This window comes from Tsukamurella sp. USMM236, from assembly GCF_037148755.1.
Classification (GTDB): domain Bacteria; phylum Actinomycetota; class Actinomycetes; order Mycobacteriales; family Mycobacteriaceae; genus Tsukamurella.
In genome coordinates this window covers 710,179-732,820 of the sequence record NZ_JBBCSS010000002.1, presented here as the reverse complement: position 1 = coordinate 732,820, position 22,642 = coordinate 710,179, and the positions used below count along the sequence as shown (strand labels likewise).

At 71.0% G+C, this 22,642-nt stretch carries 24 protein-coding genes; 18 read left to right on the top strand and 6 right to left on the bottom strand.

Features of this window, described 5'->3' with window-relative positions:
• The first annotated feature begins 34 nt into the window (after positions 1-34).
• The 7 genes from WFK95_RS09450 to WFK95_RS09420 all read left to right on the top strand — a co-directional run bounded on the left by WFK95_RS09450 (position 35) and on the right by WFK95_RS09420 (position 9,622).
• A complete protein-coding gene (locus WFK95_RS09450) occupies positions 35-526 on the top strand; it encodes an Lrp/AsnC family transcriptional regulator (RefSeq protein WP_224650608.1) in 492 nt (163 codons plus the stop codon).
• An 85-nt stretch (positions 527-611) separates the two neighbouring features.
• Positions 612-1,700, top strand: a complete 1,089-nt coding sequence (locus tag WFK95_RS09445; protein ID WP_336670508.1) for a 2,3-butanediol dehydrogenase — start codon at positions 612-614, stop codon at positions 1,698-1,700.
• A 26-nt stretch (positions 1,701-1,726) separates the two neighbouring features.
• Positions 1,727-2,449 carry a pirin family protein gene (locus WFK95_RS09440; RefSeq protein ID WP_336670507.1) on the top strand — a complete coding sequence of 241 codons (723 nt, stop codon included), beginning with the start codon at positions 1,727-1,729 and terminating at the stop codon, positions 2,447-2,449.
• A gap of 89 nt (positions 2,450-2,538) precedes the next feature.
• Positions 2,539-5,244 carry an MGH1-like glycoside hydrolase domain-containing protein gene (locus WFK95_RS09435; protein ID WP_336670506.1) on the top strand — a complete coding sequence of 902 codons (2,706 nt, stop codon included), beginning with the start codon at positions 2,539-2,541 and terminating at the stop codon, positions 5,242-5,244.
• 93 nt (positions 5,245-5,337) lie between these two features.
• Entirely contained in the window at positions 5,338-6,657 is a 1,320-nt protein-coding gene (locus tag WFK95_RS09430) for a SidA/IucD/PvdA family monooxygenase (RefSeq protein ID WP_336670505.1), read from the top strand.
• Entirely contained in the window at positions 6,654-7,490 is an 837-nt protein-coding gene (locus WFK95_RS09425) for a GNAT family N-acetyltransferase (RefSeq protein ID WP_224650596.1), read from the top strand. Before WFK95_RS09430 ends, WFK95_RS09425 begins: the two co-directional genes overlap by 4 nt.
• Positions 7,487-9,622, top strand: coding sequence for an MMPL family transporter (locus tag WFK95_RS09420; RefSeq protein ID WP_336670504.1), 2,136 nt, complete (start codon positions 7,487-7,489; stop codon positions 9,620-9,622). The genes WFK95_RS09425 and WFK95_RS09420 overlap by 4 nt, the downstream gene beginning before the upstream one ends.
• Here the strand turns inward: WFK95_RS09420 and WFK95_RS09415 are convergent.
• Complete coding sequence (locus WFK95_RS09415; RefSeq protein WP_224650590.1) at positions 9,600-10,571, bottom strand: magnesium transporter CorA family protein; 972 nt, start codon at positions 10,569-10,571, stop codon at positions 9,600-9,602. The two genes, WFK95_RS09420 and WFK95_RS09415, sit on opposite strands and share 23 nt — an antisense overlap.
• A 9-nt stretch (positions 10,572-10,580) precedes the next feature.
• A complete protein-coding gene (locus tag WFK95_RS09410) occupies positions 10,581-10,961 on the bottom strand; it encodes an MmcQ/YjbR family DNA-binding protein (RefSeq protein WP_224650587.1) in 381 nt (126 codons plus the stop codon).
• A gap of 23 nt (positions 10,962-10,984) precedes the next feature.
• Here WFK95_RS09410 and dapB point away from each other — a divergent pair, with 23 nt between their 5' ends.
• From dapB to WFK95_RS09360, 10 genes are all read left to right on the top strand, one after another.
• Positions 10,985-11,728 (top strand): 4-hydroxy-tetrahydrodipicolinate reductase, encoded by a 744-nt coding sequence (dapB, locus tag WFK95_RS09405; RefSeq protein WP_224650585.1) that lies wholly within the window; start codon positions 10,985-10,987, stop codon positions 11,726-11,728.
• The gene (locus WFK95_RS09400; protein WP_224650583.1) at positions 11,725-12,204 is read left to right on the top strand and encodes a hypothetical protein; all 480 of its coding nucleotides are present in this window, start codon (positions 11,725-11,727) and stop codon (positions 12,202-12,204) included. Before dapB ends, WFK95_RS09400 begins: the two co-directional genes overlap by 4 nt.
• On the top strand, positions 12,204-12,659 hold the full coding sequence (locus tag WFK95_RS09395; RefSeq protein ID WP_224650580.1) for a flavodoxin family protein: 456 nt from the start codon (positions 12,204-12,206) through the stop codon (positions 12,657-12,659). The genes WFK95_RS09400 and WFK95_RS09395 overlap by 1 nt, the downstream gene beginning before the upstream one ends.
• A 1-nt stretch (position 12,660) precedes the next feature.
• Positions 12,661-13,743 carry a DUF4238 domain-containing protein gene (locus WFK95_RS09390; protein ID WP_224650578.1) on the top strand — a complete coding sequence of 361 codons (1,083 nt, stop codon included), beginning with the start codon at positions 12,661-12,663 and terminating at the stop codon, positions 13,741-13,743.
• Between the two features lie 196 nt (positions 13,744-13,939).
• Positions 13,940-15,073: a DUF222 domain-containing protein gene (locus tag WFK95_RS09385; protein WP_443081537.1), complete on the top strand. Its 1,134-nt coding sequence runs from the start codon at positions 13,940-13,942 to the stop codon at positions 15,071-15,073.
• 24 nt (positions 15,074-15,097) lie between these two features.
• Positions 15,098-15,625 (top strand): DinB family protein, encoded by a 528-nt coding sequence (locus WFK95_RS09380; protein ID WP_224650574.1) that lies wholly within the window; start codon positions 15,098-15,100, stop codon positions 15,623-15,625.
• Between the two features lie 66 nt (positions 15,626-15,691).
• On the top strand, positions 15,692-16,489 hold the full coding sequence (locus WFK95_RS09375) for a thymidylate synthase (RefSeq protein ID WP_224650572.1): 798 nt from the start codon (positions 15,692-15,694) through the stop codon (positions 16,487-16,489).
• Positions 16,489-16,959 carry a dihydrofolate reductase gene (locus tag WFK95_RS09370; RefSeq protein WP_224650570.1) on the top strand — a complete coding sequence of 157 codons (471 nt, stop codon included), beginning with the start codon at positions 16,489-16,491 and terminating at the stop codon, positions 16,957-16,959. The genes WFK95_RS09375 and WFK95_RS09370 overlap by 1 nt, the downstream gene beginning before the upstream one ends.
• Before the next feature lie 43 nt (positions 16,960-17,002).
• Positions 17,003-17,908, top strand: coding sequence for a 4-hydroxy-tetrahydrodipicolinate synthase (gene dapA, locus WFK95_RS09365; protein ID WP_224650567.1), 906 nt, complete (start codon positions 17,003-17,005; stop codon positions 17,906-17,908).
• A gap of 3 nt (positions 17,909-17,911) precedes the next feature.
• Positions 17,912-19,936, top strand: coding sequence for a ribonuclease J (locus tag WFK95_RS09360; RefSeq protein ID WP_336670502.1), 2,025 nt, complete (start codon positions 17,912-17,914; stop codon positions 19,934-19,936).
• 70 nt (positions 19,937-20,006) lie between these two features.
• Here the strand turns inward: WFK95_RS09360 and WFK95_RS09355 are convergent, their stop codons facing one another.
• The 4 genes from WFK95_RS09355 to WFK95_RS09340 form a co-directional block, all read right to left on the bottom strand.
• Entirely contained in the window at positions 20,007-20,165 is a 159-nt protein-coding gene (locus WFK95_RS09355; RefSeq protein ID WP_336670501.1) for a hypothetical protein, read from the bottom strand.
• 11 nt (positions 20,166-20,176) lie between these two features.
• Complete coding sequence (locus WFK95_RS09350; RefSeq protein ID WP_336670500.1) at positions 20,177-20,581, bottom strand: hypothetical protein; 405 nt, start codon at positions 20,579-20,581, stop codon at positions 20,177-20,179.
• Positions 20,582-20,711: 130 nt separating this feature from the next.
• Complete coding sequence (locus WFK95_RS09345) at positions 20,712-21,311, bottom strand: hypothetical protein (protein WP_336670499.1); 600 nt, start codon at positions 21,309-21,311, stop codon at positions 20,712-20,714.
• Positions 21,311-21,916: a hypothetical protein gene (locus tag WFK95_RS09340; protein WP_336670498.1), complete on the bottom strand. Its 606-nt coding sequence runs from the start codon at positions 21,914-21,916 to the stop codon at positions 21,311-21,313. The genes WFK95_RS09345 and WFK95_RS09340 overlap by 1 nt, the downstream gene beginning before the upstream one ends.
• A gap of 99 nt (positions 21,917-22,015) precedes the next feature.
• On the opposite strand from WFK95_RS09340, the gene WFK95_RS09335 reads away from it, so the two are divergent.
• A complete protein-coding gene (locus WFK95_RS09335) occupies positions 22,016-22,633 on the top strand; it encodes a TIGR03085 family metal-binding protein (protein ID WP_336670497.1) in 618 nt (205 codons plus the stop codon).
• Positions 22,634-22,642 lie beyond the last annotated feature (9 nt).

The following is a 22,642-nucleotide window of genomic DNA, read 5'->3' as shown; positions in this document are numbered from 1 at the left end:
TCTGAGAGGGCGAGACGTGGCTGACGTACATTCTGTGAGAACGGCGTATCGCCCACCATCATCGAACGATCGTCGACCCCTGCTCGACGACGCGGACCGGCGGATCCTGCTCGTGCTCCAGCGGGACGGACGGGTCTCGAACGCCGCCCTCGCGGAGGAGGTCGGCCTCGCCCCGTCGACGGTGCACACCCGGGTCCGGCGCCTCACGGACGCGGGCGTGATCCGCGGCTTCTACGCCGACGTCGATCCCGCGGCCGTCGGCCGGCCGCTGCGCGCCATGATCGCCGTGACGCTGCGTTCCACGGCGCGGCACCGGATCCGGCAGTTCGTGGAGTCCGTGATCGACCTCCCGCCCGTCATCGACGCGTACTTCCTCGCCGGCGGCGACGACTACCTCCTGCACATCGCGGCCGTCGACACCGACGACCTGCGGCACCTCGTCGAGTATCTCAGCGCCCGCGAGGAGGTCGCCGGCACCAACACCTCCCTCGTCTTCGAGCACGTCCGCGGCTCGGCGCCGCTCTAGGCTGCAACCCGTTGCAACGATCGACGGGGCGCACGGACCGCGGTGACTGTGGGACGGGTCACACGTCCACGACCGGAGGAATCCCATGCGAGCAGCGCGCTACTACGACCGCAACGACGTCCGGATCGAGGACGTCCCCGCGCCCGCGGTGACGGACGGCACCGTCGCCATCGACGTCGCGTGGTGCGGCATCTGCGGCACCGACCTGCACGAGTACGTCGACGGTCCGATCTTCGTGCCCCCGTGCGGCCACCCGAATCCGGTGAGCGGCGAAGCCGCGCCGCTGACCATTGGGCACGAGATGTCCGGCGTCGTCGCCGCGGTCGGCGCCGGCGTCGACGACCTGCAGGTGGGCGACCACGTGGTGGTCGAGCCATACATCATCGCCGACGACGTGGACACGGGGCCGGACAGCACCGACTACCACCTCTCGCCGAACATGAACTTCATCGGTCTCGGCGGCCGCGGCGGTGGGCTCTCGGAGCGGATCGTCGTGCAGCGCCGCTGGGTGCACCGGGTGTCGAAGGACGTACCGCTGGACCAGGCGGCGCTCATCGAGCCCCTCGCCGTGGGGTACCACGCGCTGCAGCGCTCCGGGGCCAGGGCGGGCGCGTTCGCCCTCATCACGGGCGCGGGGCCCATCGGGCTGCTCACCGCCGCGGTATGCAAGGCGAAGGGCCTCACCGTGGCGATCAGCGAGCCCAGCTCCCTGCGCCGCAGCCGCGCCGCGGAGACCGGCGTCGCCGATCACGTCTTCGATCCCACGCAGGTCGACGTGGTCGAGGCGGTCCGGGATCTCACGGGCGGCCGCGGCGCCGACGTCGGCTTCGAGTGCACCTCCGTGCAGCCCGCCCTGGACACCCTGTTCGACGCGCTGCGGCCGCAGGCCGTGCTCGTGGTCGTCTCCATCTGGGGCCACCCCGGCAGCATCGACATGCAGAAGCTGGTGCTCAAGGAGATCGACATGCGCGGCACCATCGCGTACGTCAACAACCACGCCGAGACGATCGCGCTGGTCGAGAGCGGCACCGTCGACCTGGCGCCGTTCATCACCGGAAGGATCGGCCTCGACGAGCTGGTCACCGTCGGCTACGACACCCTGCTGCACCACAACGAGACCGCCGTGAAGATCCTCGTCTCGCCGTCCGGGGCGGGGCTGCCCGCGGAAGTCTGACCGCGGCACCGGCCTACGCTGTCGGGGTGAGCGAGAGCAGGATCGTCCCGGCCGCCGACCGCACGCACTGGCGCGGCGAGGGGATCTACACGCGGCAGTCGATGCCCTTCACCGGCAACTTCGACCTGGGTGAGAACGCGCACGGGCAGCTGCTCGTGCACAACGACGACCTCATCGACCCCGGCTCGGGCGTCGACCGGCACTTCCACCGCGACGCCGAGATCGTCACTTGGGTGATCGCGGGCGAGGTGCACCACGACGATTCGTCCGGCGAGATGGGGTTGGTCCGCGCGGGCCAGGTGCAGGCGATGAGCGCGGGCAGCGGGGTGAACCACCGCGAGCAGAACCCGCGCGCCACCGGCGTCGTGGCCCGGGTGATCCAGATGTGGTTGCCGCCGAACGAGCCCGGCGGCGAGCCCGAGTACCGCACCGCCGACGTCCCGCTCGACGGGCGCGGCCTGGTCCTCGTCGCCTCGGGGATCGCGGGCCGCGACCCGGCAGTGGTGATCAACAACGACGCCGCGGCGCTGTACGCCGCCCGGCTGGAAGCAGGGGAGTCGGTCGTCCTGCCGCCGGCGCCCTACGGGCACCTCTTCGTCGTCTCCGGCTCGGTCGCCGTCGGCGACGACCACCTCGGGGAGGGCGACGCGCTGCGCACCATCCACACCGGGGCACTCACGGCGACCGCCTCCGAGCCCGCCGAGATCCTGTTCTGGGAGATGCACGCGCAGGCGGTCTCCGCGCGTTGATCGCTCACGGGGAATGCCCGTTCGGGCCCGTTCGCCTTCGGCTCGGTCCACCTCCTGCGGCGCGGCCCGCGGTGTAGGAGGATTCTCCAGTGCAGAACACCGATTCCACCGCCGAACACCGCCGCCTCGCGGAGAGTCCGGGACCCGACGGTCCGTGGCGGCTCTGGGGCCCGTACCTCGCGGGGCGCCAGTGGGGCACCGTCCGGGAGGACTACAGCGGCAGCGGCGACGCGTGGGCCAGCTTCGGCTTCGACCAGGCGCACCGCCGCGCCTATCGGTGGGGCGAGGACGGGCTCGGCGGGATCTGCGACCGCTACGGCTTCCTCAACCTGGCCGTCGGCCTGTGGAACCACAACGACCCCATCCTCAAGGAGCGCCTGTTCGGGCTCACCAACGAGCAGGGCAACCACGGCGAGGACGTCAAGGAGTACTGGTGGCCCGTCGACGGGACGCCCACTCACAGTTGGATGCACTGGATGTACCGGTACCCGCAGGCCGAGTATCCGTACCAGCAGCTCCGCGACGGCAACGCCGGTCGCGACCGCACGCAGCGCGAGTACGAGCTCGCCGACACCGGCGTGCTCGCCGACAACCGCTTCTTCGACGTGCACGTGCGCTACGCCAAGGCCGCGCCCGACGACATCTGCGTGGAGATCGAGGCGGTCAACCACGGTCCGTCGCCCGCGCCGCTCGATCTGCTGCCGCAGCTGTGGCTGCGCAACACGTGGGCGTGGGGGCACGACGAGCGTCGCGGTGAGATCACGCGCGTGCACTCGCCGCAGGCCGGCGGCCTCGAGGCGGTCCGCGTGACGCACCAGTGGCTCGGCGAGTACCACCTCGCGGCCGAGGGCTCCCCACAGCTCCTGTTCTGCGACAACGAGACCGATGCCGTGGAGCTCTTCGGCGCGGCGGCCAACGCCTCGCCCCACCCGAAGGACGCGATCACCAAGCGGGTGGTGCAGGGCGACGAGGCCGCCGTCAACCCGGAGGAGCGCGGCACCAAGGCGGCGATCTGGTACCGCTTCGCGTCCGTGCCGGCGGGGGAGAGCGTGACCGTGCGGCTGCGCCTCTCGCGCACCCCGCCGTCGCTGGACACCTTCGGCCCGCGCTTCGCCGCCGTGTTCGCCGACCGGCGCGAGGAGGCGGACGAGTTCTACGGCACCGTGATCCACGGGGACGTGCAGGGCGAGGACCGCGCCGTCGCGCGCCGCGCCTACGCGGGCATGCTGTGGAACAAGCAGCTCTACCGCTACGACGTGGAGTCCTGGCTGGAGGGCGATCCCGCGGTCGACCCGTCGCCGCGGGAGCGGGCGGACCCGGGCCGCCGCAACACCACGTGGAAGCACTTCTCGCTGGCCGACGTGATCTCCATGCCCGACGAATGGGAGTACCCCTGGTTCGCCGCGTGGGACCTCGCCTTCCACTGCATCCCGCTGGCCCACGTCGACCCCGAGTTCGCCAAGGAACAGCTGGTCCTCATGTGCCGCGAGTGGGCCATGCACCCGAACGGCCAACTGCCGGCGTACGAATGGGAGTTCGGCGACGTCAACCCGCCCGTGCACGCCTGGGCGGCGTGGCACGTCTACCGCATCGACGGCTGGCGCGACCAGGACTTCCTCGTCCGCGTCTTCACCAAGCTGCTGCTCAACTTCTCCTGGTGGGTCAACCGCAAGGGCTCCGACGACGCCGGCGTCTTCGAGGGCGGCTTCCTCGGCATGGACAACATCGGCTTCTTCAACCGGTCCGCGCCGCTGCCGCCCGGCTACCGGCTCGAGCAGTCCGACGCCACCAGCTGGATGGCCTTCTACTGCCAGCAGATGTTCAAGATCGCCATCGAGCTCTCCCGGCACGACCCGGTGTGGCAGGACTGTGCCACCAAGTTCCTCGAGCACTTCCTGCAGATCTCCAAGGCCACGTACAACTTCGGTTCGCACAGCCTCTCGCTGTGGGACGACGAGGACGGCTTCTTCTACGACGTGCTCGTCCGGCCCGACGGCAGCGCCCTGCCGATGCGGGTGCGCTCCATGGTGGGCCTGCTCCCGCTGCTGGGCGCCACCGACGTGCCGGCGTGGGTGGCGCAGGAGTGCCCCGACGTGACGGCGCGCCTGAACTGGCTGCGCTCCCGCCGCCCGGAACTCGTGGAGCCCGTCCTCTCCGGCGCCTCCGCCGACGGCGACGGGGACGGCCGGATGCTGCTCTCCCTCGTCAGCCCCGACCGGCTGCGCCGCGTGCTGGAGCGGATGTTCGACCCGGCGGAGTTCCTGGCGCCCTACGGCATCCGCTCGCTGTCCAAGACGGAGCAGCAGGTGACCGAGGACGTGGACGGTAACACCGTCTCCATCCAGTACGAGCCCGGCGAGTCGACCACCGGCATGTTCGGCGGCAACTCCAACTGGCGTGGGCCCGTGTGGTTCCCGGTGAACGTGCTGCTCGCCGACAAGCTGCGCACCTACGGCCGGCACTTCGGCGACGGGTTCACCATCGCCATCCCCACCGGCTCGGACAATCTCTGCACGCTGGAGGAGGCCGCCGACGTCATCGACGAGGGCCTCGTCGGGCTGTTCCGTCCCGTCGCGCGGGCCGACGGCGGCGGCGCCCGCCGCCCCGCCGACGCAGGGCGGATCGAGGGCAGCGACAACCCGCTCTGGGCGCAGCATCCCACCTTCTACGAGTACTTCGACGGCGACACCGGCGAGGGCCTGGGGGCCACGCACCAGACGGGGTGGACCGGCCTCGTCGCGCACTTGCACAACCCCCGTCTACCCATGGAGCCTCCGCGCGCTCCGGGGGCCTGACGAGCGCGGAGGTTTTCACACTGCAAAGCGTGAAAAATCTGTCATCAAGTACGGTGTACAGGATCTTTGCAGGGTTACGATCCGTTCAGGCGGATGCCCAGCACCGCCCCGACGTCGGTGGGGAAGGGTGTGATGCGCACGACGGAACCGGTGGACGACGGCGACGTCGTCGACGTACTCGGGGTCGGATTCGGACCCGCCAACCTGGCGCTGGCGATCGCGCTCGCGGAGTCGCCCGACCGGATCGGCACCGTGCGGTTCCTGGAGCGCCGCGAGGCCTTCGCGTGGCACCCGGGAATGCTGCTGCCGGGCACGTCGATGCAGATCAGCTTCCTCAAGGACCTGGTGACGCTGCGCAACCAGGCCAGCCCGTTCTCCTTCGTCGCGTACCTCGGCGCCCGGGGCCGGCTCGTGGACTTCGTCAACCGCGCCGTCCTCACCCCCGAGCGGGCGGAGTTCGCGGACTACTTGGCCTGGGCGGCCGCGTCGTTCGCCGATCAGGTGCGGTACGGCCGAGCGGTGACGGGTCTGATCCGCTGCGCCGACGGTCCGAGGTTCGCCGTCGCCCATCGGGGCCCCGACGGCGACGAACGAGTGACCCGGGCACGGTCGGTGGTCGTGGCCCGCGGACTGCGGCCCGTACTCCCCGCGTGGACGGACGGGCTCGACCCGCGGCGCGTCTTCCACAACATCGACCTCGTCCCGCGGCTCGGTGAGCTGGAGCGCGAGTTCTCCGACGGGGTCGCGGGCGGGCGCTTCCTCGTGGTGGGTGGCGGCCAGTCCGCCGCCGAGGTGGCGCTGCACCTGCACGACGCGGGGGCGCGCGTGGACCTTGCCTTCCACGGCTTCGGGCTCGCGGACGTGGACGAGAGTCCCTTCGTCAACCAGGTCTTCGACCCGGACGTGGTCGACGAGTTCGCCGTCGCGCCTCCGGAGACGCGCGAGGCGCTGCTGCATCGGCACGGCAACACCAACTACGCGGCGGTCGAGCACGCGCTGACCCGCGACCTGTACGACCGCTGGTACCGGCAGAAGGTCGGCGGCCCAAGTCGATTGGGCGTGCATCGCACCAGCGAGGTCGTCGCCGCGAACGCCGCGCCCGGCGGCGGCGTCGCGACCGAGCTGCGCCGCCTCACCACCGGCGAGCGGACCGCGGCAACCTACGACGCCGTGGTGTGCGCCACCGGATTCCGGCCCGGCGGCCTCAGCGGGTTGGACGGCATCGCGCCGCCGGCCGCCGATGTGCGCGTCGCCCGCACGCACCGCGCCGTGATCGACGGCGCCGAGGTGCCGGGCCTGTACGTGCAGGGCGCCGACCTCCCGGGCCACGGTCTCGGGACCACGCTGCTGTCCAACGTCGCCGTCCGCGCGGGCGAGATCGCCCGCGCGCTGCACCAGGAGGAGTCGCCATGACCACGAGGACACCGGCGGGCACCGTGCTCTTCGCGGCGACCGAACGCACCCCGTTCACGGTCTTCGTCGCCGAGGACCCGCGCGACATCGAACGCGCACAGGCCCTGCGGTACGACGCCTTCTCCACGGAGCTGGGCGCGCCGCTGCCCGGGGCAGTGATCAGCGAGCGGCTCGGCCGGCCGATCGACGTGGACCGGTTCGACGACTACAGCGCTCACCTCCTCGTGCGGCACGACCCGACCGACGAGATCGTGGGCTGCTACCGGATCATCCTGCCGGCCCCGAGCGGGCAGCGGGAGGTGTTCACCACCAGCATGTTCCGGCTCAGCCCGGCGTTCGCCGCGATGGCCGACGACGTCGCCGAGTGGGGGCGCGCCACCATCGCGGCGGACTACCGCGGCGGGGTGGTCTCGGTGCTGCTGCGGATCGCGCTGCTGGCCTTCTACGAGCGCTCCGGCTTCCGCTTCGCGATGGGCTGCATGTCCGTCCGCATGGAGGACGGCGTGCACCCGCGCGCCGCGCTGGTCCGCGCCGCCCTCGGCTTCCTCGCCGACAACGACGCCCTCGCGGACGGCGCGGTCCGCGCCGATCCGATCCGGCCCGTCGCCGTCGACGGGGTCCCCATCGGCGAGCTCCCGCGGCCCGACGGCGCCGACGAGGACCTGGTGCCGCCCACGATCCGCATCGCCGTCCGGTACGGCGGTGTCGTCTGCGGCATGCCCTCGTACGACCCCGATTTCGAGATGGCGGACTTCCTCGTCCTGTTCGAGGACGAGCGGATGCGTGCGGCCGGCTGCCTCGACGAGGTCCGCTCGTTCCTCGCGGCGCTGTGATCGCCCGGCTCACGCGCGCCGTCGCCGCGCGGCCCCGCACGGTGCTCGCGGCGTCGTTGCTCCTGCTCGTCGTGCTGGGCTGGCTCGGGGCCGGCGTCGGCGGCGCGCTCCGCAGCGGCGGCAGTACCGACCCGAGCGCCGAATCCGCCCGCGCGCAGCAGGTTCTCGAGGACGACTTCGGGCGCGGCGGGTCGTCCCTCGTGCTGACGGTGCGCGCGCTGACGCCCGAGGCGGCGGCGGCCGCCGCGGACCACGGTCGCGCGATCGCGGAGGCGGTCCGGCGCGCCCCTGCGGTGCAGGCCGCCGTCTCCGCCTGGACCGATCCCGCCGCGGCGGCGCGCCTGACGTCGGCGGACGGCCGCACCGGCCTCGTCGTCGCGAACCTGACCGGCGGCACCGGGGACGCACCCGACCACGCCCGCGCGATCGTCGACGGCCTGCCGAGCCCGCCCGACGGGGTGCGGGTCGAGGCCGGCGGCGAGGCCATGACCTACCTGCAGATCAACGAGCAGTCCGGGAAGGACCTGGTGCGGGCGGAGCTGATCGCCCTGCCGCTCACCTTCCTCGTCCTCGTGTGGGCGTTCGGCGGGCTCGTCGCCGCCGCGGTGCCCGTCGTGGTGGGGGTCGCGGCGATCATCGCGACCTCCGGGCTGCTGCGGCTCGTCGCGGAGGTCACCGACGTCTCCGTGTTCGCGCTCAACCTCATCACCGCCATGAGCCTGGCGCTGGCCATCGACTACACGCTGCTGGTGGTGAGCCGGTATCGCGAGGAGGTGCCCGCCCGCGGCCGCGAGGAGGCGCTCGTGACCGCCATGGCGACGGCCGGTCGCACGGTCCTGTTCTCCGCGATCACGGTCGGGCTCAGCCTCGCCGCGATGGTCCTGTTCCCCATGTACTTCCTGCGCTCCTTCGCCTACGCCGGCCTGGTCGTCGTCGGCTTCACCGCCATCGCGACCCTGATCGTGACGCCGGCGATCCTGACGCTGCTGGGCGACCGCATCGATCGGCTCCGCGTGGGTCGCGGCCCGCGCCCGACGGACGAATCCCGCTGGTACCGCGCGGTGAAGGCCGTGCAACGCCGAGCGGTCCCGCTCGGGATCGCCGTGGTGGCGCTGCTGGCCGTACTCGGCGCGCCCTTCCTCGGCGCGAAGCTCGGCTACCCCGACGACCGGACCCTGCCGACCGCCGCCTCGTCGCACGCCGTCGGCGACGACCTGCGCACCGGCTTCCACCCGAATCCCACGGCAGACGTCCTGATCCTGCTGCCGGAGGGCGCACCGTCGGGCACCGAGGACTACGCCCGGGAGCTGTCCCGGACCGCCGGCACGGGCCCCGTCGTCGGGCCGGACGGGACATGGCTGCGCGGAGACCGCGTCGCCGACGGGGATCCGACGTCCCGGGCGGGCTTCGCGCGCCTGATCACGGTGGCGAGCGAGCACGACCCGCGGTCGGCGGACGGCGGCACCCAGCTGGACGCGCTGCGCGCGGTGCCCGCGCCCGCCCCGACGCTGTTCGCCGGTGCGGCGCAGGCGGACCGGGACGCCGTCGACTCCATCCTCGGTGCGGTGCCGCGGGTCCTCGTCGCGATCGCGATCACCACTTTCCTACTGCTGTTCCTGCTCACCGGCAGCGTGCTGCTGCCGCTGAAGGCGCTGGTGCTCAACGTGCTCTCGCTCTCGGCGACCTTCGGCGCGATGGTGTGGATCTTCCAGGAGGGGCACCTCGGCGGGTTGGGGACCACCGTGACCGGACACCTCATCGCGGACATGCCCGTGCTGATGTTCTGCATCGCCTTCGGGCTGTCGATGGACTACGAGGTCTTCCTGCTCTCGCGGATCCGTGAGGAGTGGCAGGGATCGCCCGGCCGGGACCGCGCCGCGAACGACGAGGCCGTGGCCCGCGGCATCGCGAGCACCGCGCGGGTGGTCACCGCCGCCGCACTGCTCATGGCCGTGGTCTTCGCCGCGATCGGCTTCTCCGAGGTGTCCTTCATGCGGATGTTGGGCGTGGGCCTCGCGATCGCCGTGCTGCTCGACGCCACCCTGGTGCGGCTGGTGCTGCTGCCGGCGTTCATGCGGATCGCGGGCACCGCCAACTGGTGGCCGGGGTTCAGAGCCAGCCGCGGCGCTTGAAGGCCGCGTACAGGCCGCCGGCCAGGGTGAGCATCATCAGGAGGCTCAGCCAGAAGCCCCACTCCTTGCCGAAGCCCGGGTAGGGCACGTTCTGGCCGAAGTAGCCGGTGATGGCGGTCGGTACCGCGATGATCGCCGCCCAGCTGGTGAGCTTCTTCATCACCGTGTTCAGCTGGTTGTCGACCAGGGCCAGGTTGGTCGAGCGCACGGATTCGACGTTGTCGCGCAGGCCCTCCGTCCAATCCGCGGCGCGCATGGTGTGGTCGTAGACGTCCTCGGCGTAGGGCAGGAGATCGTGTAGATCGGGGGCCGCGGACACCCGCCGGAGCACCGAGCCCACCACGTCGCGCATCGGTAGGACGATGCGGCGCAGCTCGCCCACTTGCTTGTGCAGATCGAACGTGACCTGGGAGACCCGGTCGCTCGAGCGGCCGTCGAACAGAATCGATTCCACGTCGTCGAGCCGCTCGTCGACCGCGGTCACCCGCGCCGTGTAGCCGTCGACGACCGCGTCCAGCAGCATCAGCTCCAGCGACTTCGGGCCGTACTGCAACAGATCAGCGTTGTCGGAGATGTTCTCCGCCACGTCGTCGACGGGGAAGCCCTCGCCCAGGCGCACCGTCAGCACCCCGTGCTCGAACAGGAACAGCGAGAGTCGGCTCGTGGCACCGTCCTCGGCCACCGTGTAGGCGGTGACGAACAGGATCTCGCCGTAGCGCAGGGACTTCGGGCGCTCATGAACGGTGAGCGCGTCCTCCACCGCCAGCTTGTCGAGTCCCATGGTCTGGACGAAGGGGGCGAACTCGGCCTCGGTCGGGTCGAGCACGTCCACCCAGATCAGGCCCGACGGTGCGGCCAGCGCCCGCGTGGCGGCGTCCGTCGCGGCGTGGTGGACGACGTCGAAGCAGTCGTCCGCGTCGTCCACGAAGGTCCGGATGGTCACGTCCATGGGGCAACCCTAGGACCCGTCGGACTCCGGCCGCTCGACCTGCTCCGCGAGCGTCGCGGGGGCCTGCACGCAGTACGAGTCGGTGAGGAGCTCGGCGACCTCGTCCCAGTCGGTGTTCTCGTCGACGATGATGCCGACGGTGCTCTCGCCCCAGTTCACCCGGAAGTACGGGTCGCCGAGATTCTCGAACGCGGGGACCTCGCTGGGTTCGGCCCGGAAGATGAGGCGGAACTGCTGGTCCTCGCCGCCGAAGACGTGCGCCACCGTCGCGCCGCGGACGCGCCAGCGCGTGCCGACCCAGGCGCGGTCGGCGACGCATTCGGGGAAGGCCTCGAGGACGTCGGCGAGGCGGTCGATCCATTCGTCGGGAACGTCCGGTCGGGTGGTCACCGGGCAAGGGTATCGTCGGGCGCATGCTGAACGTGGGTGTGTTGGGATCCGGCGGCAAGGTCGGCCGCGCAATGGTGGACGCCGTGGAGGCGGCCGACGATCTGGCGCTGAGCGCCACCGTGGACGCGGGGGACATGCTCACCGGCTTCCTCGACTCGAACACCCAGGTGGTGATCGACTTCACCCACCCGGACGCGGTGATGGACAACCTGGAGTTCCTCATCGACAACGGGATTCACGCCGTGGTCGGCACCACCGGCTTCACCGACGACCGGCTCGACACGGTGCGCGGCTGGCTGGCGGAGAAGCCCGGCGTCGGCGTGCTCATCGCCCCGAACTTCGCCATCGGCGCCGTGCTCACGATGCGCTTCGCGGCGCAGGCCGCCCGGTTCTTCGACTCGGTCGAGATCATCGAGCTGCACCACCCCTACAAGGCCGACGCCCCGTCCGGCACCGCCACCCGCACCGCCGAGCTCATCGCCGAGGCGCGCGAGCAGGCCGGGCGCGGCAAGATGCCCGACGCCACCTCCGCGGAGTTCGACCGCGCCCGCGGCGCCCGCGTCGACGGCGTCCGCGTGCACTCCGTGCGCGTCGCCGGCCTCGTCGCGCACCAGGAGGTGCTGCTCGGCACCCAGGGCGAGACCCTCACCATCCGGCACGATTCGCTGGACCGCAGCTCCTTCGTCCCCGGCGTGCTGCTCGGCGTGCGCGGCATCTCCTCGCGGCCCGGCCTCACCGTGGGCATCGAGCCGTTCATGGACCTGTGAGCCCCGTGGAGCGCCGCGATCGGGGGAACCTGGGCCAGCTGCTGGTCATCGGGTTCCTATCCGTCGCGATGCTCACGTACATCGGTCTCATCGGCGCATGGGCGTGGATGATCGCCCGCCGCGGCGGCGGCGCGAACCTCGGCCTCGGTTTCGGCATGGTCCTGGTCGGCCTGGTCGGTCTGTGGATCCTCTGGTCCGTGCTCAGCAACGGCTACGCGCACCAGAAGCTCGCGGCGTCGGCGAAGGCGCTGGGGCGCGACCTCGACGTCTCGGAGCTGCCGAAGATGCCCTCGGGTCGCGTGCAGCGGGACGCCGCTGACGAGCTGTTCGCGCAGGTCAAGGCCGAGTACGAGGCCGAGCCCGAGTCCTGGGTGAACGCCTACCGCCTCGCCCGCGCGTACGACTACGCGGGCGACCGCTCCCGCGCCCGCGACTGGATGACAAAGGCCGTCTCGATGGAGAAGAAGGCCCGCTGATGGCCGTGCTCCTCGTGATCCACCACACGCCGTCTCCGCACTGCCAGGAGATGTTCGAGGCGGTGATCGCCGGGGCGACCGACCCCGAGATCGAGGGCGTCGAGGTGGTGCGGCGCGCGGCGCTCGCCGTGACCGCGTCGGACGTGCTGGCCGCGGACGGCTACGTCCTCGGCTCGCCGGCGAACCTCGGCTACATCTCCGGGGCGCTCAAGCACGCCTTCGACACGATCTACTACCCGTGCCTCGATTCGACGCGCGACCGGCCGTTCGGGCTGTACCTGCACGCGAACGAGGGCGGCGAGGGCGCCGAGCGCGCGGTGGATTCGATCACCGCCGGGCTCGGTTGGGTGAAGGCCACGCCGCACGTCGTCGTGTCGGGCAAACCGTCGAAGGCGGACCTCGAGGCGTGCTGGAACCTGGGTGCCACTGTCGCCGCGCAATTGATGAGCGAGTGATGTGGCTGGCCGCGTGTTCGCTCACCGGTGGACGACGGATGCGGAGATCGAGGAATCGAAGCGGCAGGCCAGTGCCGGCGGAGTAGGGAAGAGGCATCATCACGTACCGCAGGTCTACCTGCGTCGATGGGCAGATGACGCGGGAGCGCTCAGAGTTACGAAGGTCGCGACTCGTGATAGCTACGTTCAGCCGACCAAGGACATCGCGAAGAAGACGAACCTGTACACGATCTCTGCCGACGACCTCGCACCCGACTATCCGGCGTTGTGGTTTGAGAAGCATATGTCTCGGATTGAGAGCGAGGCAGCGGGCTGGATCGGCTATCTCGATTCCCTTCCCGACGGCCAGATCGTTGATGTCGAGCTGATCGCCAACCTTGCAGTTTTCGTCGGGTTGCAGGAACAGCGGACGCTCAAGAAGCGCGCGCAAGAGTTGCGGATCGAGGATGCGCTCAACCATTTCGGTCGGGCTGAGGTCGTGGCAGCGAACCTACCCACGTTGTGTGCCATCAGTGGTACTCCATATTCGCCAGATCGACACGATGAGCTGGTTCAGCAGCTGCTAGATGTGCCACTGCTCAGCACAGAGCGCAAGCCCCGAGCGTTGGAGAGTGCAATTGGTGTCTGGCGACATAGTGCGGTTCCGCACCTCGCGATTGCGCGCAGCTGGTGGCTCGTGTCGACTAGAGCGCCACTCATTACTTGCGATGAACCTGTCGTTTGGCTTGGCGGTCCCGCGCGCGGCAGGTGGGAGCCTGCGGCCTGGGCAAAGTCGTCCCACGGCATCTATCCGGTGGGTCCCAGTCGGCTTCTGGTCCTTGTCTCGGAGAGGTTCCACCCTTTGCCTCCTTCGTTCGTGTTGAGCGCCGAGGAGACCAGCAAGGTCAACTTCGAGATCGTCGCTGCATCACACGAGTTCTGCTACGAGAACCCGCTCACGAGCATCGCTGCCGCATTCGACGTGCCGCCATGGCCCAGGTTTGAGCCCGCACGGGCATCGACCTTCATGGAGGCTGTAGCCGAACCCTCCCGGTGGACAATCGGAGAAGGCCCACCGTGGGCTGTTGGTCGGTGGTACCCGTGACATTGATGTCCGGAGCGCTAGTCAGAGTGGGCCGCGATCAGCTCGTCAGGTATTCGAGAGTAAGTTGCTATCTCGAAAACTTGTCAGTCGGTCGACGTAGCGTCTGGGCATGGACGAAGACGGTGGTGTAGATGAGGACCGGCCACCCGGCGGTGGCGTGGCGGATCGGTTGCGTTCGATGGAACGGCGGCGGTGCTTGACGGTGTTCGAGCAGTACCGGTTGGCGGCGGAGCTGCTGCGCGAGCGGGTGTGCGAACGGGTCGCGGCAGGGTTGCCGCAGGACCGATGGCAGCAGGGCGTCGCCGCGGAGGTCGGGCTGGCGCTGCACATGTCGCCCAACACGGCCGCGAAGTTCGTGGCCCGGGCGGTGGAGCTGGAGAAGATCCTGCCGCACACCCGCACCCGCCTGCGCGAGGGTGATCTCGCGCCGGAGGCGATCCCGGTGATCGTCGGCGGCCTCGCGCACCTGGACGCCTCCGATCGGCATACGGCGGATGAGCTGCTGTGTGCCGAGGCGGCGACGCTGGCGGGGATGGGCCTCAAGCAACTCGCCGCGCGGGTCGAGCAGGTCGCGTATCGGCTGGACGCGCAGGCGACGGTGGATCGGAACGCGGCGGCGGAGAAGGACCGGACCGTCACCATCCGGCCGCTGCCCGAGGGGATGGCGCGGGTGTCGTTGCTGCTGCCGGTGGCGCGGGGCGTCGGGGTGTACGCGGCGCTGCGCAAGCACGCCGCAACGTTGATCGGGATCGGCGCGGACCTGCGCACGCGCGGTCAGATCATGGCCGACACCGCCTTCGCCCGGATCACCGGGCGCGAGGCCACCGGAGGCCAGCCCGTGACTGTGAACCTCACTCTTCCGGCCACGGTGCTGCTCGGCGACCAGCCCGGGACCGCGTACCTGGACGGCGGTGGGGCGATGCCGGCGGAGATCGCCCGCAACCTCATCGGGAAGGCCACCGCCGCCGGCGTCGCGTGGGTCAAACGCCTCTACATCGCACCCGAGACGGGCGCGGTGGTCGGCATGGACTCACGGGCCCGCTGCTTCCCGGACGGGCTCGCGGACATGATCCGGGCTCGGGACCGGTACTGTCGGAGCCCGTACTGCGATGCACCGATCGCGCATACCGACCACGTGGTTCCGCACGCGGCGGGTGGCCCCACCAGCTTCGACAACGGTCAAGGCTTGTGCGCTGCGTGCAACTACGCCAAGGAGGCCGCGGGCTGGAGCAGTGCGGTCGTCGGCGATCCGAGCGGACGGCACACCGTCGACGCCCGAACGCCGAGTGGGCATTCGCTCCGGTCCACGGCGCCCCGGCAGGCGGCTTGAGCGCGGAGGAAATAGGGTCGGCTAGTGGCTGAATCGCGGCTCGATCTCTTGCGTTGGCAGTTCGACCTCACCTGGGCGCTCGGCGAGGTGCATCTCGCCGAGCTCACGGCCGACGACTTCCGCTGGGAGCCGGCGGCGCTGTGCTGGACGATGCGCCGCAGCGACGACGGTGAGTGGGTCGCCGACTGGGCCGAGACGGAGCCCGACCCGATCCCGGTCCCGACGATGGCGTGGCTCAGCTGGCACATCGGCTGGTGGTGGAGCACCACCGCCGATCATCTCCTCGGGCGCGAGGTCCGGGAGCGCGGGTCCGTGCGGTGGCCCGGGCCCGAAGGTGCCGTCGCCTGGCTGACGGGGATCCGCGACGAGTGGCTGACCGTCCTCGACGCGCTCACCGAGGACCGCCTCGACGAGCCGTCGGGGTTCCCCTGGCCGCCGGACGCCGACCTGACCGTCGGCCACCAGGTCGCGTGGGTCAACGCCGAGCTGATGAAGAACCTCGCCGAGATCGGCCAGCAGCGCGTCGCCCGCGCGGCGCTGAACGCCGGCTGACCGGCGCCGGGCGGACGCGGTCGCGCCGCGCCCGAGGTTGTCGGGGGTCCGCTCTAGACTGGGGGTGTGATCGCGACGCCCTATGAAGACCTGCTCCGCGACGTGCTGGAGAACGGCACGCACCGGCCCGACCGCACGGGCACCGGGACGCGCAGCGTCTTCGGGCGCCAGCTCCGTTACGACCTGTCGCAGGGCTTCCCGCTCATCACCACCAAGCGGGTGCACATGAAGTCCATCGCGTACGAGCTGCTGTGGTTCCTGCGCGGGGACTCGAACGTCAAGTGGCTGCAGGACAACGGCGTCACCATCTGGGACGAATGGGCGGCTCCGGACGGCGAGCTCGGACCCGTCTACGGGGTGCAGTGGCGCAGCTGGCCCACCCCGAACGGCGAGCACATCGACCAGATCAGCAAGGCGATCGAGACGCTGCGCACCAACCCGTCGAGCCGGCGCAACATCGTCTCCGCCTGGAACGTCGCCGAGATCGAGAACATGGCCCTGCCGCCCTGCCACGCCTTCTTCCAGTTCTACGCGGCGGACGGCAGGCTCAGCTGCCAGCTCTACCAGCGCAGCGCCGACCTGTTCCTCGGCGTCCCGTTCAACATCGCCAGCTACGCGCTGCTCACCCATATGGTGGCCGCGCAGGTGGGCCTCGAACCCGGCGACTTCGTGTGGACAGGTGGCGACTGCCACATCTACGACAATCACGTCGAGCAGGTCACCGAGCAGCTCAGCCGCGACCCGTACCCGTACCCGCGGCTCGAGCTCGCCGAGCGCCCCAGTGTCTTCGACTACGAGTACGGCGACATCACCATCCACGACTACGTGCACCACCCCGCGATCAAGGCGCCGGTGGCGGTCTAGTGATCGGCCTGATCTGGGCGCAGGCCCGCGGGGGAGTGATCGGCGCCGACGGCGGGATCCCGTGGCACATCCCCGAGGACATGAAGTTCTTCCGCGAGACCACCGCGGGCGCCACGGTTCTGATGGGTCGTCGCACCTGGGACTCCCTGCCGCCGCGGTTCCGCCCGCTCCCCGGGCGCACGAACATCGTGGTGACGAGGGATCGGGCCTGGCGCGCCGACGGTGCCGTGGTCCAGCACGACCTCGCCGTCCCCGACGGCGATGTGTGGGTGATCGGCGGCGGCGAGATCTACGACGCGGCACTGCCGCTCGCGGACCTGCTCGCCGTGACCGAGGTGGACGCCACCGTCGAGGGCGACACGACGGCACCGTCGATCCCGGAGGACTTCGCCTTGGAGGAGGACGCGGCGTGGCGCGAGTCCTCGTCGGGCCTGCGCTACCGGCACCTGACCTACCGGCGCAACCGCTAGCCAATAGCAACTTTCCGGGACCGGGTGGGTAGCCTTAGCGCTTATGAGTGCGACCCCGGCGACCACAACGCCCACCACGCCCTTCGGCGCGATCTCCGTCGCGATGGTGACCCCGTTCAAGGCGGACGGCACGCTGGACCTCGAGGCCGGGCAGAAGCTGGCGTCGCACCTCGCCGACCAGGGCTGCGACGGGCTCATCGTCGCGGGCACCACCGGTGAATCGCCCACCACGCAGCCGTGGGAGAAGATCCAGTTCCTCAAGGCGATCATCGAGGCCGTCGGCGACCGCGTGCAGATCACCGCGGGCGTGGGCACCTACGACACCGACGAGTCCGCTGTCTTCGCGCGCGACGCCGCCGAGGCGGGCGCGCACGGCCTGCTCGTCGTGACGCCGTACTACTCGCGGCCGCCCCAGGCCGGCCTGCTCGCGCACTTCACGACGGTGGCCGACGCCACCGACCTGCCCGTGCTGCTCTACGACATCCCGCCGCGCTCGGTGGTCGCGATCGAGACGGACACGCTGCGAAAGCTCGCCGAGCACAAGAACATCGTCGGCGTGAAGGACGCGAAGGGCGACCTCGGCGCCGGAGCCCGGCTCATCGCCGAGACCGACCTGCAGTTCCTCTCCGGCGACGATCCGCTGAACCTGCCCTGGCTCTCCGTCGGCGCACTCGGCTTCGTCTCCGTCATCGGGCACGTCGTCGCGCCGCAGCTGCGCGCGATGCGCGACGCCTACTTCGCGGGCGACAACGCCCGCGCCACAGACATCAACGCCTCCCTCGGGCCCGTCTACGAGGCCATGGCCGGCCTCGGCGGCGTGACCTTCTCGAAGGCGGCACTGGCCCTGCAGGGCCTTGATATGGGTGTACCGCGCCTCCCGCAGGTGCCGCCCACCGGTGAACAGCGCGACCGGCTCGCAGCGCTACTGACCCAAGCGGGGGTGCTCTAAACAATGACCGACGGTGCAGCAGGCGGAGCTCGACGGAGCCGAAAGGCCACCCGACAGGCGGGACCGCCTGCCGAGCCCAAGCCGGTGATCGCCACCTCGGCGGCGCGGGTCGTCGCCGAGGAGAAGGCGACCGCTCCGGCGACCCAGGCCCAGGCCCCGGCCACCAAGGCCGCGGCGAAGGCGCCGGCCGCGAAGGCTCCGGCGACCAAGGCGGCGGCCGCGAAGGCGACGGCGCCCGCCGCGAAGTCCGAGGCGCAGCAGCCCCAGAAGTCCGCGCCGAAGGGCGGCGGGAACCGCCGCGGCGGCGGCGGACGGCGCGGGGGTGGGCAGAAGGCACCGTCGGCCGCGGTGGAGCGGCTGGGCGCCCCGCCCAAGCTGCCCAAGGGCGGCATGCGCGTGGTCGCGCTCGGCGGCATCAAGGAGATCGGTCGCAACATGACCGTCTTCGAGTACGACGGCAAGCTGCTCATCGTCGACTGCGGCGTGCTCTTCCCCGAGGACCAGCAGCCCGGCGTCGACCTGATCCTCCCGGACTTCCGGTACATCGAGGACCGGATCAAGGACGTCGAGGCGATCGTGTTGACGCACGGCCACGAGGATCACATCGGCGCGGTGCCCTTCCTGCTGCGCCTGCGGCCCGACATCCCGGTCGTGGGCGCCAAGTTCACGCTCGCCCTGGTCAAGGCCAAGTGCGACGAGCACCGGCTGCGGCCCAAGCTGCTCGAGGTCCGTGAGGGCGAGTCGACGAGCCACGGCCCGTTCGAGTGCGAGTACTTCGCCGTGAACCACTCCATCCCCGACGCGATCGCCGTGGCGATCCACGCCGGCGGCCAGGTTGCGTTGCACACCGGCGACATCAAGCTCGACCAGCTGCCGCTCGACGGCCGGCTCACCGACCTCGCGGGATTCTCGCGGCTCGGCGACGCGGGCGTGGACCTGTTCCTCGTGGACTCCACCAACGCCGAGGTCCCCGGCTTCGTGACCCCCGAGCGGGAGATCGGGCCCGTGCTCGACAATGTGATCGGGCGGGCCAAGGGCCGCGTGATCGTGGCGTCCTTCGCCTCGCACGTGCACCGCATCCAGCAGATCGCCGAGGTCGCGATGGCCCACAACCGGCGGATCACCTTCGTCGGCCGCTCGATGGTGCGCAACATGGCGCTCGCGCAGGACCTGGGCTACATGCACCTGCCCGAGGGCGTCGAGGTCGACCTCGACACGGCGGCCTCGCTGCCCGACGACCGCGTCGTGCTCATCTCCACCGGCTCGCAGGGCGAGCCCCTGGCCGCGCTCTCGCGCATGGCCCGCGGCGAGCACCGCAACATCACCATCTCGCCGAACGACCTCGTCGTGCTGGCCAGCTCGCTCATCCCGGGCAACGAGAACTCCGTCTTCGCGGTGGTCAACGGGCTGTCCAAGCTGGGCGCCAAGGTGATCACGCAGCAGAGCGCGAAGGTCCACGTCTCCGGCCACGCCAGCGCCGGCGAGCTGCTGTACCTCTACAACGCGGTGCGCCCGCGCAACGCGATGCCCGTGCACGGCGAGTGGCGGCACCTGCGCGCCAACGCCGCGCTGGCCGAGGCCACCGGCGTGCCGAAGGACCGCATCATGCTCGCCGAGGACGGCGTCGTGGTGGACCTCGTCGGCGGCGTCGCGAAGATCGTCGGGCAGGTGCCCGTCGGCCACGTCTACGTCGACGGCTCGTCCGTCGGTGACGTCGGCGAGTCGACGCTGTCGGACCGCCTCGTCCTGGGCGAGGGCGGCTTCATCGCGATCACCGTCGCGATCGACGAGGAGGGCAACACCGTCAGCAAGCCCGAGGTCTCGGGCCGCGGCTTCTCCGACGACCCGACCGCGCTCAAGGAGGCGGAACAGCTCGTCGAGGACGTGATCGCCGACCTGGCCGCCGAGGGGGTCAAGGAGGCGCACCGCATCGCACAGGGCGTTCGACGGGCCGTGGGCCGCTGGGTCGACAAGGCCTACCGCCGCCGGCCGATGATCGTCCCCACTGTGATCGTCGTGGGGGAGTAGCGAGCACTTTCTGAAGCGTTCTGCGACGTCCCGTCCACGGAAACGTCACAGAACGCTTCGAAAGATGGTGTCAGGGCTGGCGCTCGACCTTCGCGACCTGGGCGCGCAACGTCTGCCAGAAGATGTCGGAGTCCGCTGCTGCGGCGTCCGTCTTCCCTTCCGCCTCGACGATGACCGTCACGCCGCGGACGTCGATCCACGCCTGCAAGGTGTTCCGGCCGACGGCCATGATGAACGGCTTCAGGCGGGCCAGATCGTCGGGCGGTTCGCGGCGGCGACGTCGGAGCGGCAGGCCTCGGTCGCCGCGCCGCGGGCCGCGGCGATCGTCCTGCTGAGCACCGAGGCTTCGAGTTCCGTCGTGCCGTGGATCGCCTCGGCCTCCACGATCTCGGTGCCCTCCATGGTGCGGGCGAGGGCATTGAGCTTCGTGCCGCACTCCGACTCGGCGGGAGAATCCTCGGGAAGCCCGTCGGGCGAGGTCAGCGTCTCGCGCTCGACCTTGTAATCGGTACTGCCGGCGGGGAACTCGTGTGCGGCGAGGACCGCCTGCTGCGGGACGACCGGGGCGGCGTGCGCGAGGGCCGGTAGGGAGACGATGGTGGCCGCGGCGGCTGCCGCACCTGCGACCCGGCGTCGAACGTTCATGTTCGCTCCTCCGAAGAAGGATCTGCTCGTGGGCCGGAGCCTAGCGGAGTGTCCGGTTCGGGGTGGCGGAGTCAGTGAGCCGATTCGAGCCCGGCGACCTGCGCCCGGGGCCGTGCCGCCGTCAGGGCGATCAGGGCTGCCGTTCGACCTTCGCCACCTGCGCGCGGAGGAGCTGCCAGAAGGCGTCCGCGTCCGCCGACGAGCGATTCGTACTGCGAGCGGTGACGTTGATCGCGACACCGCGGACGTCGACCCACGCCTGGAGCTCGTCCTCGTCCCGGAAGATGAACGGTCGCAGTCGTGCGAGATCCGCGGGAGCGGCGAGCACAGCCGACCGCTCCGAGGGCGACAGGGCCGCCTCGCAGGTCGGGAAGGTCTCCATCATGAGCGCGGTCAGGGGGCGGTTCAGCAGCGCCGCCTCGACTCGGGTGGTCCCGCGCACCGCGCGCGCCTCGGTGACGCGGGCGCCGTCCATCCGCTCGAACATCCGGCCCATGTTGCGCTCGCAGGCGGTCGGCGAGCTTCCGCCGACGGCTCCGGGGGCCGCGCTGTCGCCGATCGGTGTGAGCGTCTCGGTCTCCACCGTGTAGCCCGTGGTGCCCGCGGGGAACTCGTGTGCGGCGAGGACCGCGTGCGCGGTGTCCACCGGGGCGGCCTGCGCGGCCGCGGGCAGGCCGACGGCGGCGAGGACCGCCACCGTCGACCCGGTGAGGAGGTTGCGCAGGCGCATCAGCGCGCCGTCTCGACCTTCTGGATCTGCGCGCGGAAGACCTGCCAGAAACGGGCGGTGTTCGCGGGGGTCTCGCTGAGGCCGCCGACGTACACGTCGACGGTGCGGCCGGCGACGTCGGCGACGCCCTCGACGGCCTGGATGCGCTGGCCGTCGCGGTAGGTGAGCACGACGGGGTTGTAGCGCGCGAGGTCGCCGGGAACCGGGAGCTCGGCGACGGGGCCGCCGCAGGCCTGGGTCGCGGCGCGCCAGACGGAGGCCTGCGGGGGAGCGACGACCGCACTGAGCATGAGGGAGTAGCCGTTGCGCGCGGAAGCGCTGAAGCCCTGCGTGCCGGCGGCGGAGCGGTTGACCCGCTCGGTGGCCGCGGTGCAGGCCGGCGACGGGTTGTCGCCCGCGGTCAGCTTCGACGGCGCGGGCTTGCCGGTGCGGTAGTCGTTCGACCCGGCCGGGAACTCGGCCTTAGTGAGCACGAGGTTCGGGCCCACCGGCGCGGCCGAGGCCGCGGGGGCGAGGGCCGTGCCCCCGGCCGCGAGCACGGCGAGGAGGGCCGAGGCCGAGGCGAAGCGCGTGCGGCGGGACGTCGACGTTGAGTTCGCAATCATGAGGTGAAGTATAGGACACTTCGTTTTGATTTCAGTACGAAGTACAGGCGTGCTGGCGTGCCCTGCGGCGCACCGCCGGACGGGTCTAGGGTGACCCGTGTGAAGCCAGCTCGGAGTGAACGCGCCGCCCTCGTCGAGGCGGCCCGCGCCGCCGGACCCGACGCCCCGACGCTCTGCGGCGAGTGGACCGTGCGGGAGTTGCTCGCGCACCTCATCCTCCGGGAGGGGCGGCCGGACGCCATGGCGGGCATCCTCGTGCGCCCGCTCGCCGGGTACACCGAGCGGGTGCAGGCGGGAATCGCGGCCCGCCCGTTCGAGGATCTGCTCGAGACCGTCGCGGGCGGCCCGCCCCGGCTCTCGCCCCTGCGCCTCGTCGACGAGCAGGCGAATCTCGGCGAGTACTTCGTGCATACCGAGGACATCCGGCGGGCCGCGCCGGGGTGGACGCCGCGGGTGCTCGACAAGCGGGTCGAACGCGGCCTTCACGACGTCGTCGCGCGGATCGCGCGGCTCACGATGCGCGGCGCTCCGCTGCGGGTCAGCCTCACGACCGAGGAGGGCACCGTCGCCACCGCGGGGCGCGGGCCCGACGTCGCGGTGATCGGCGCGATCGGCGAGGTCGCGATGTGGGCCTTCGGCCGCGATGAGGCGCTGGTCACGTTCGAGGGGGCCGACGGAGACATCGATCTGCTCGGCTCGGTGGTCCGTTCGCTCTGACGACCCGCC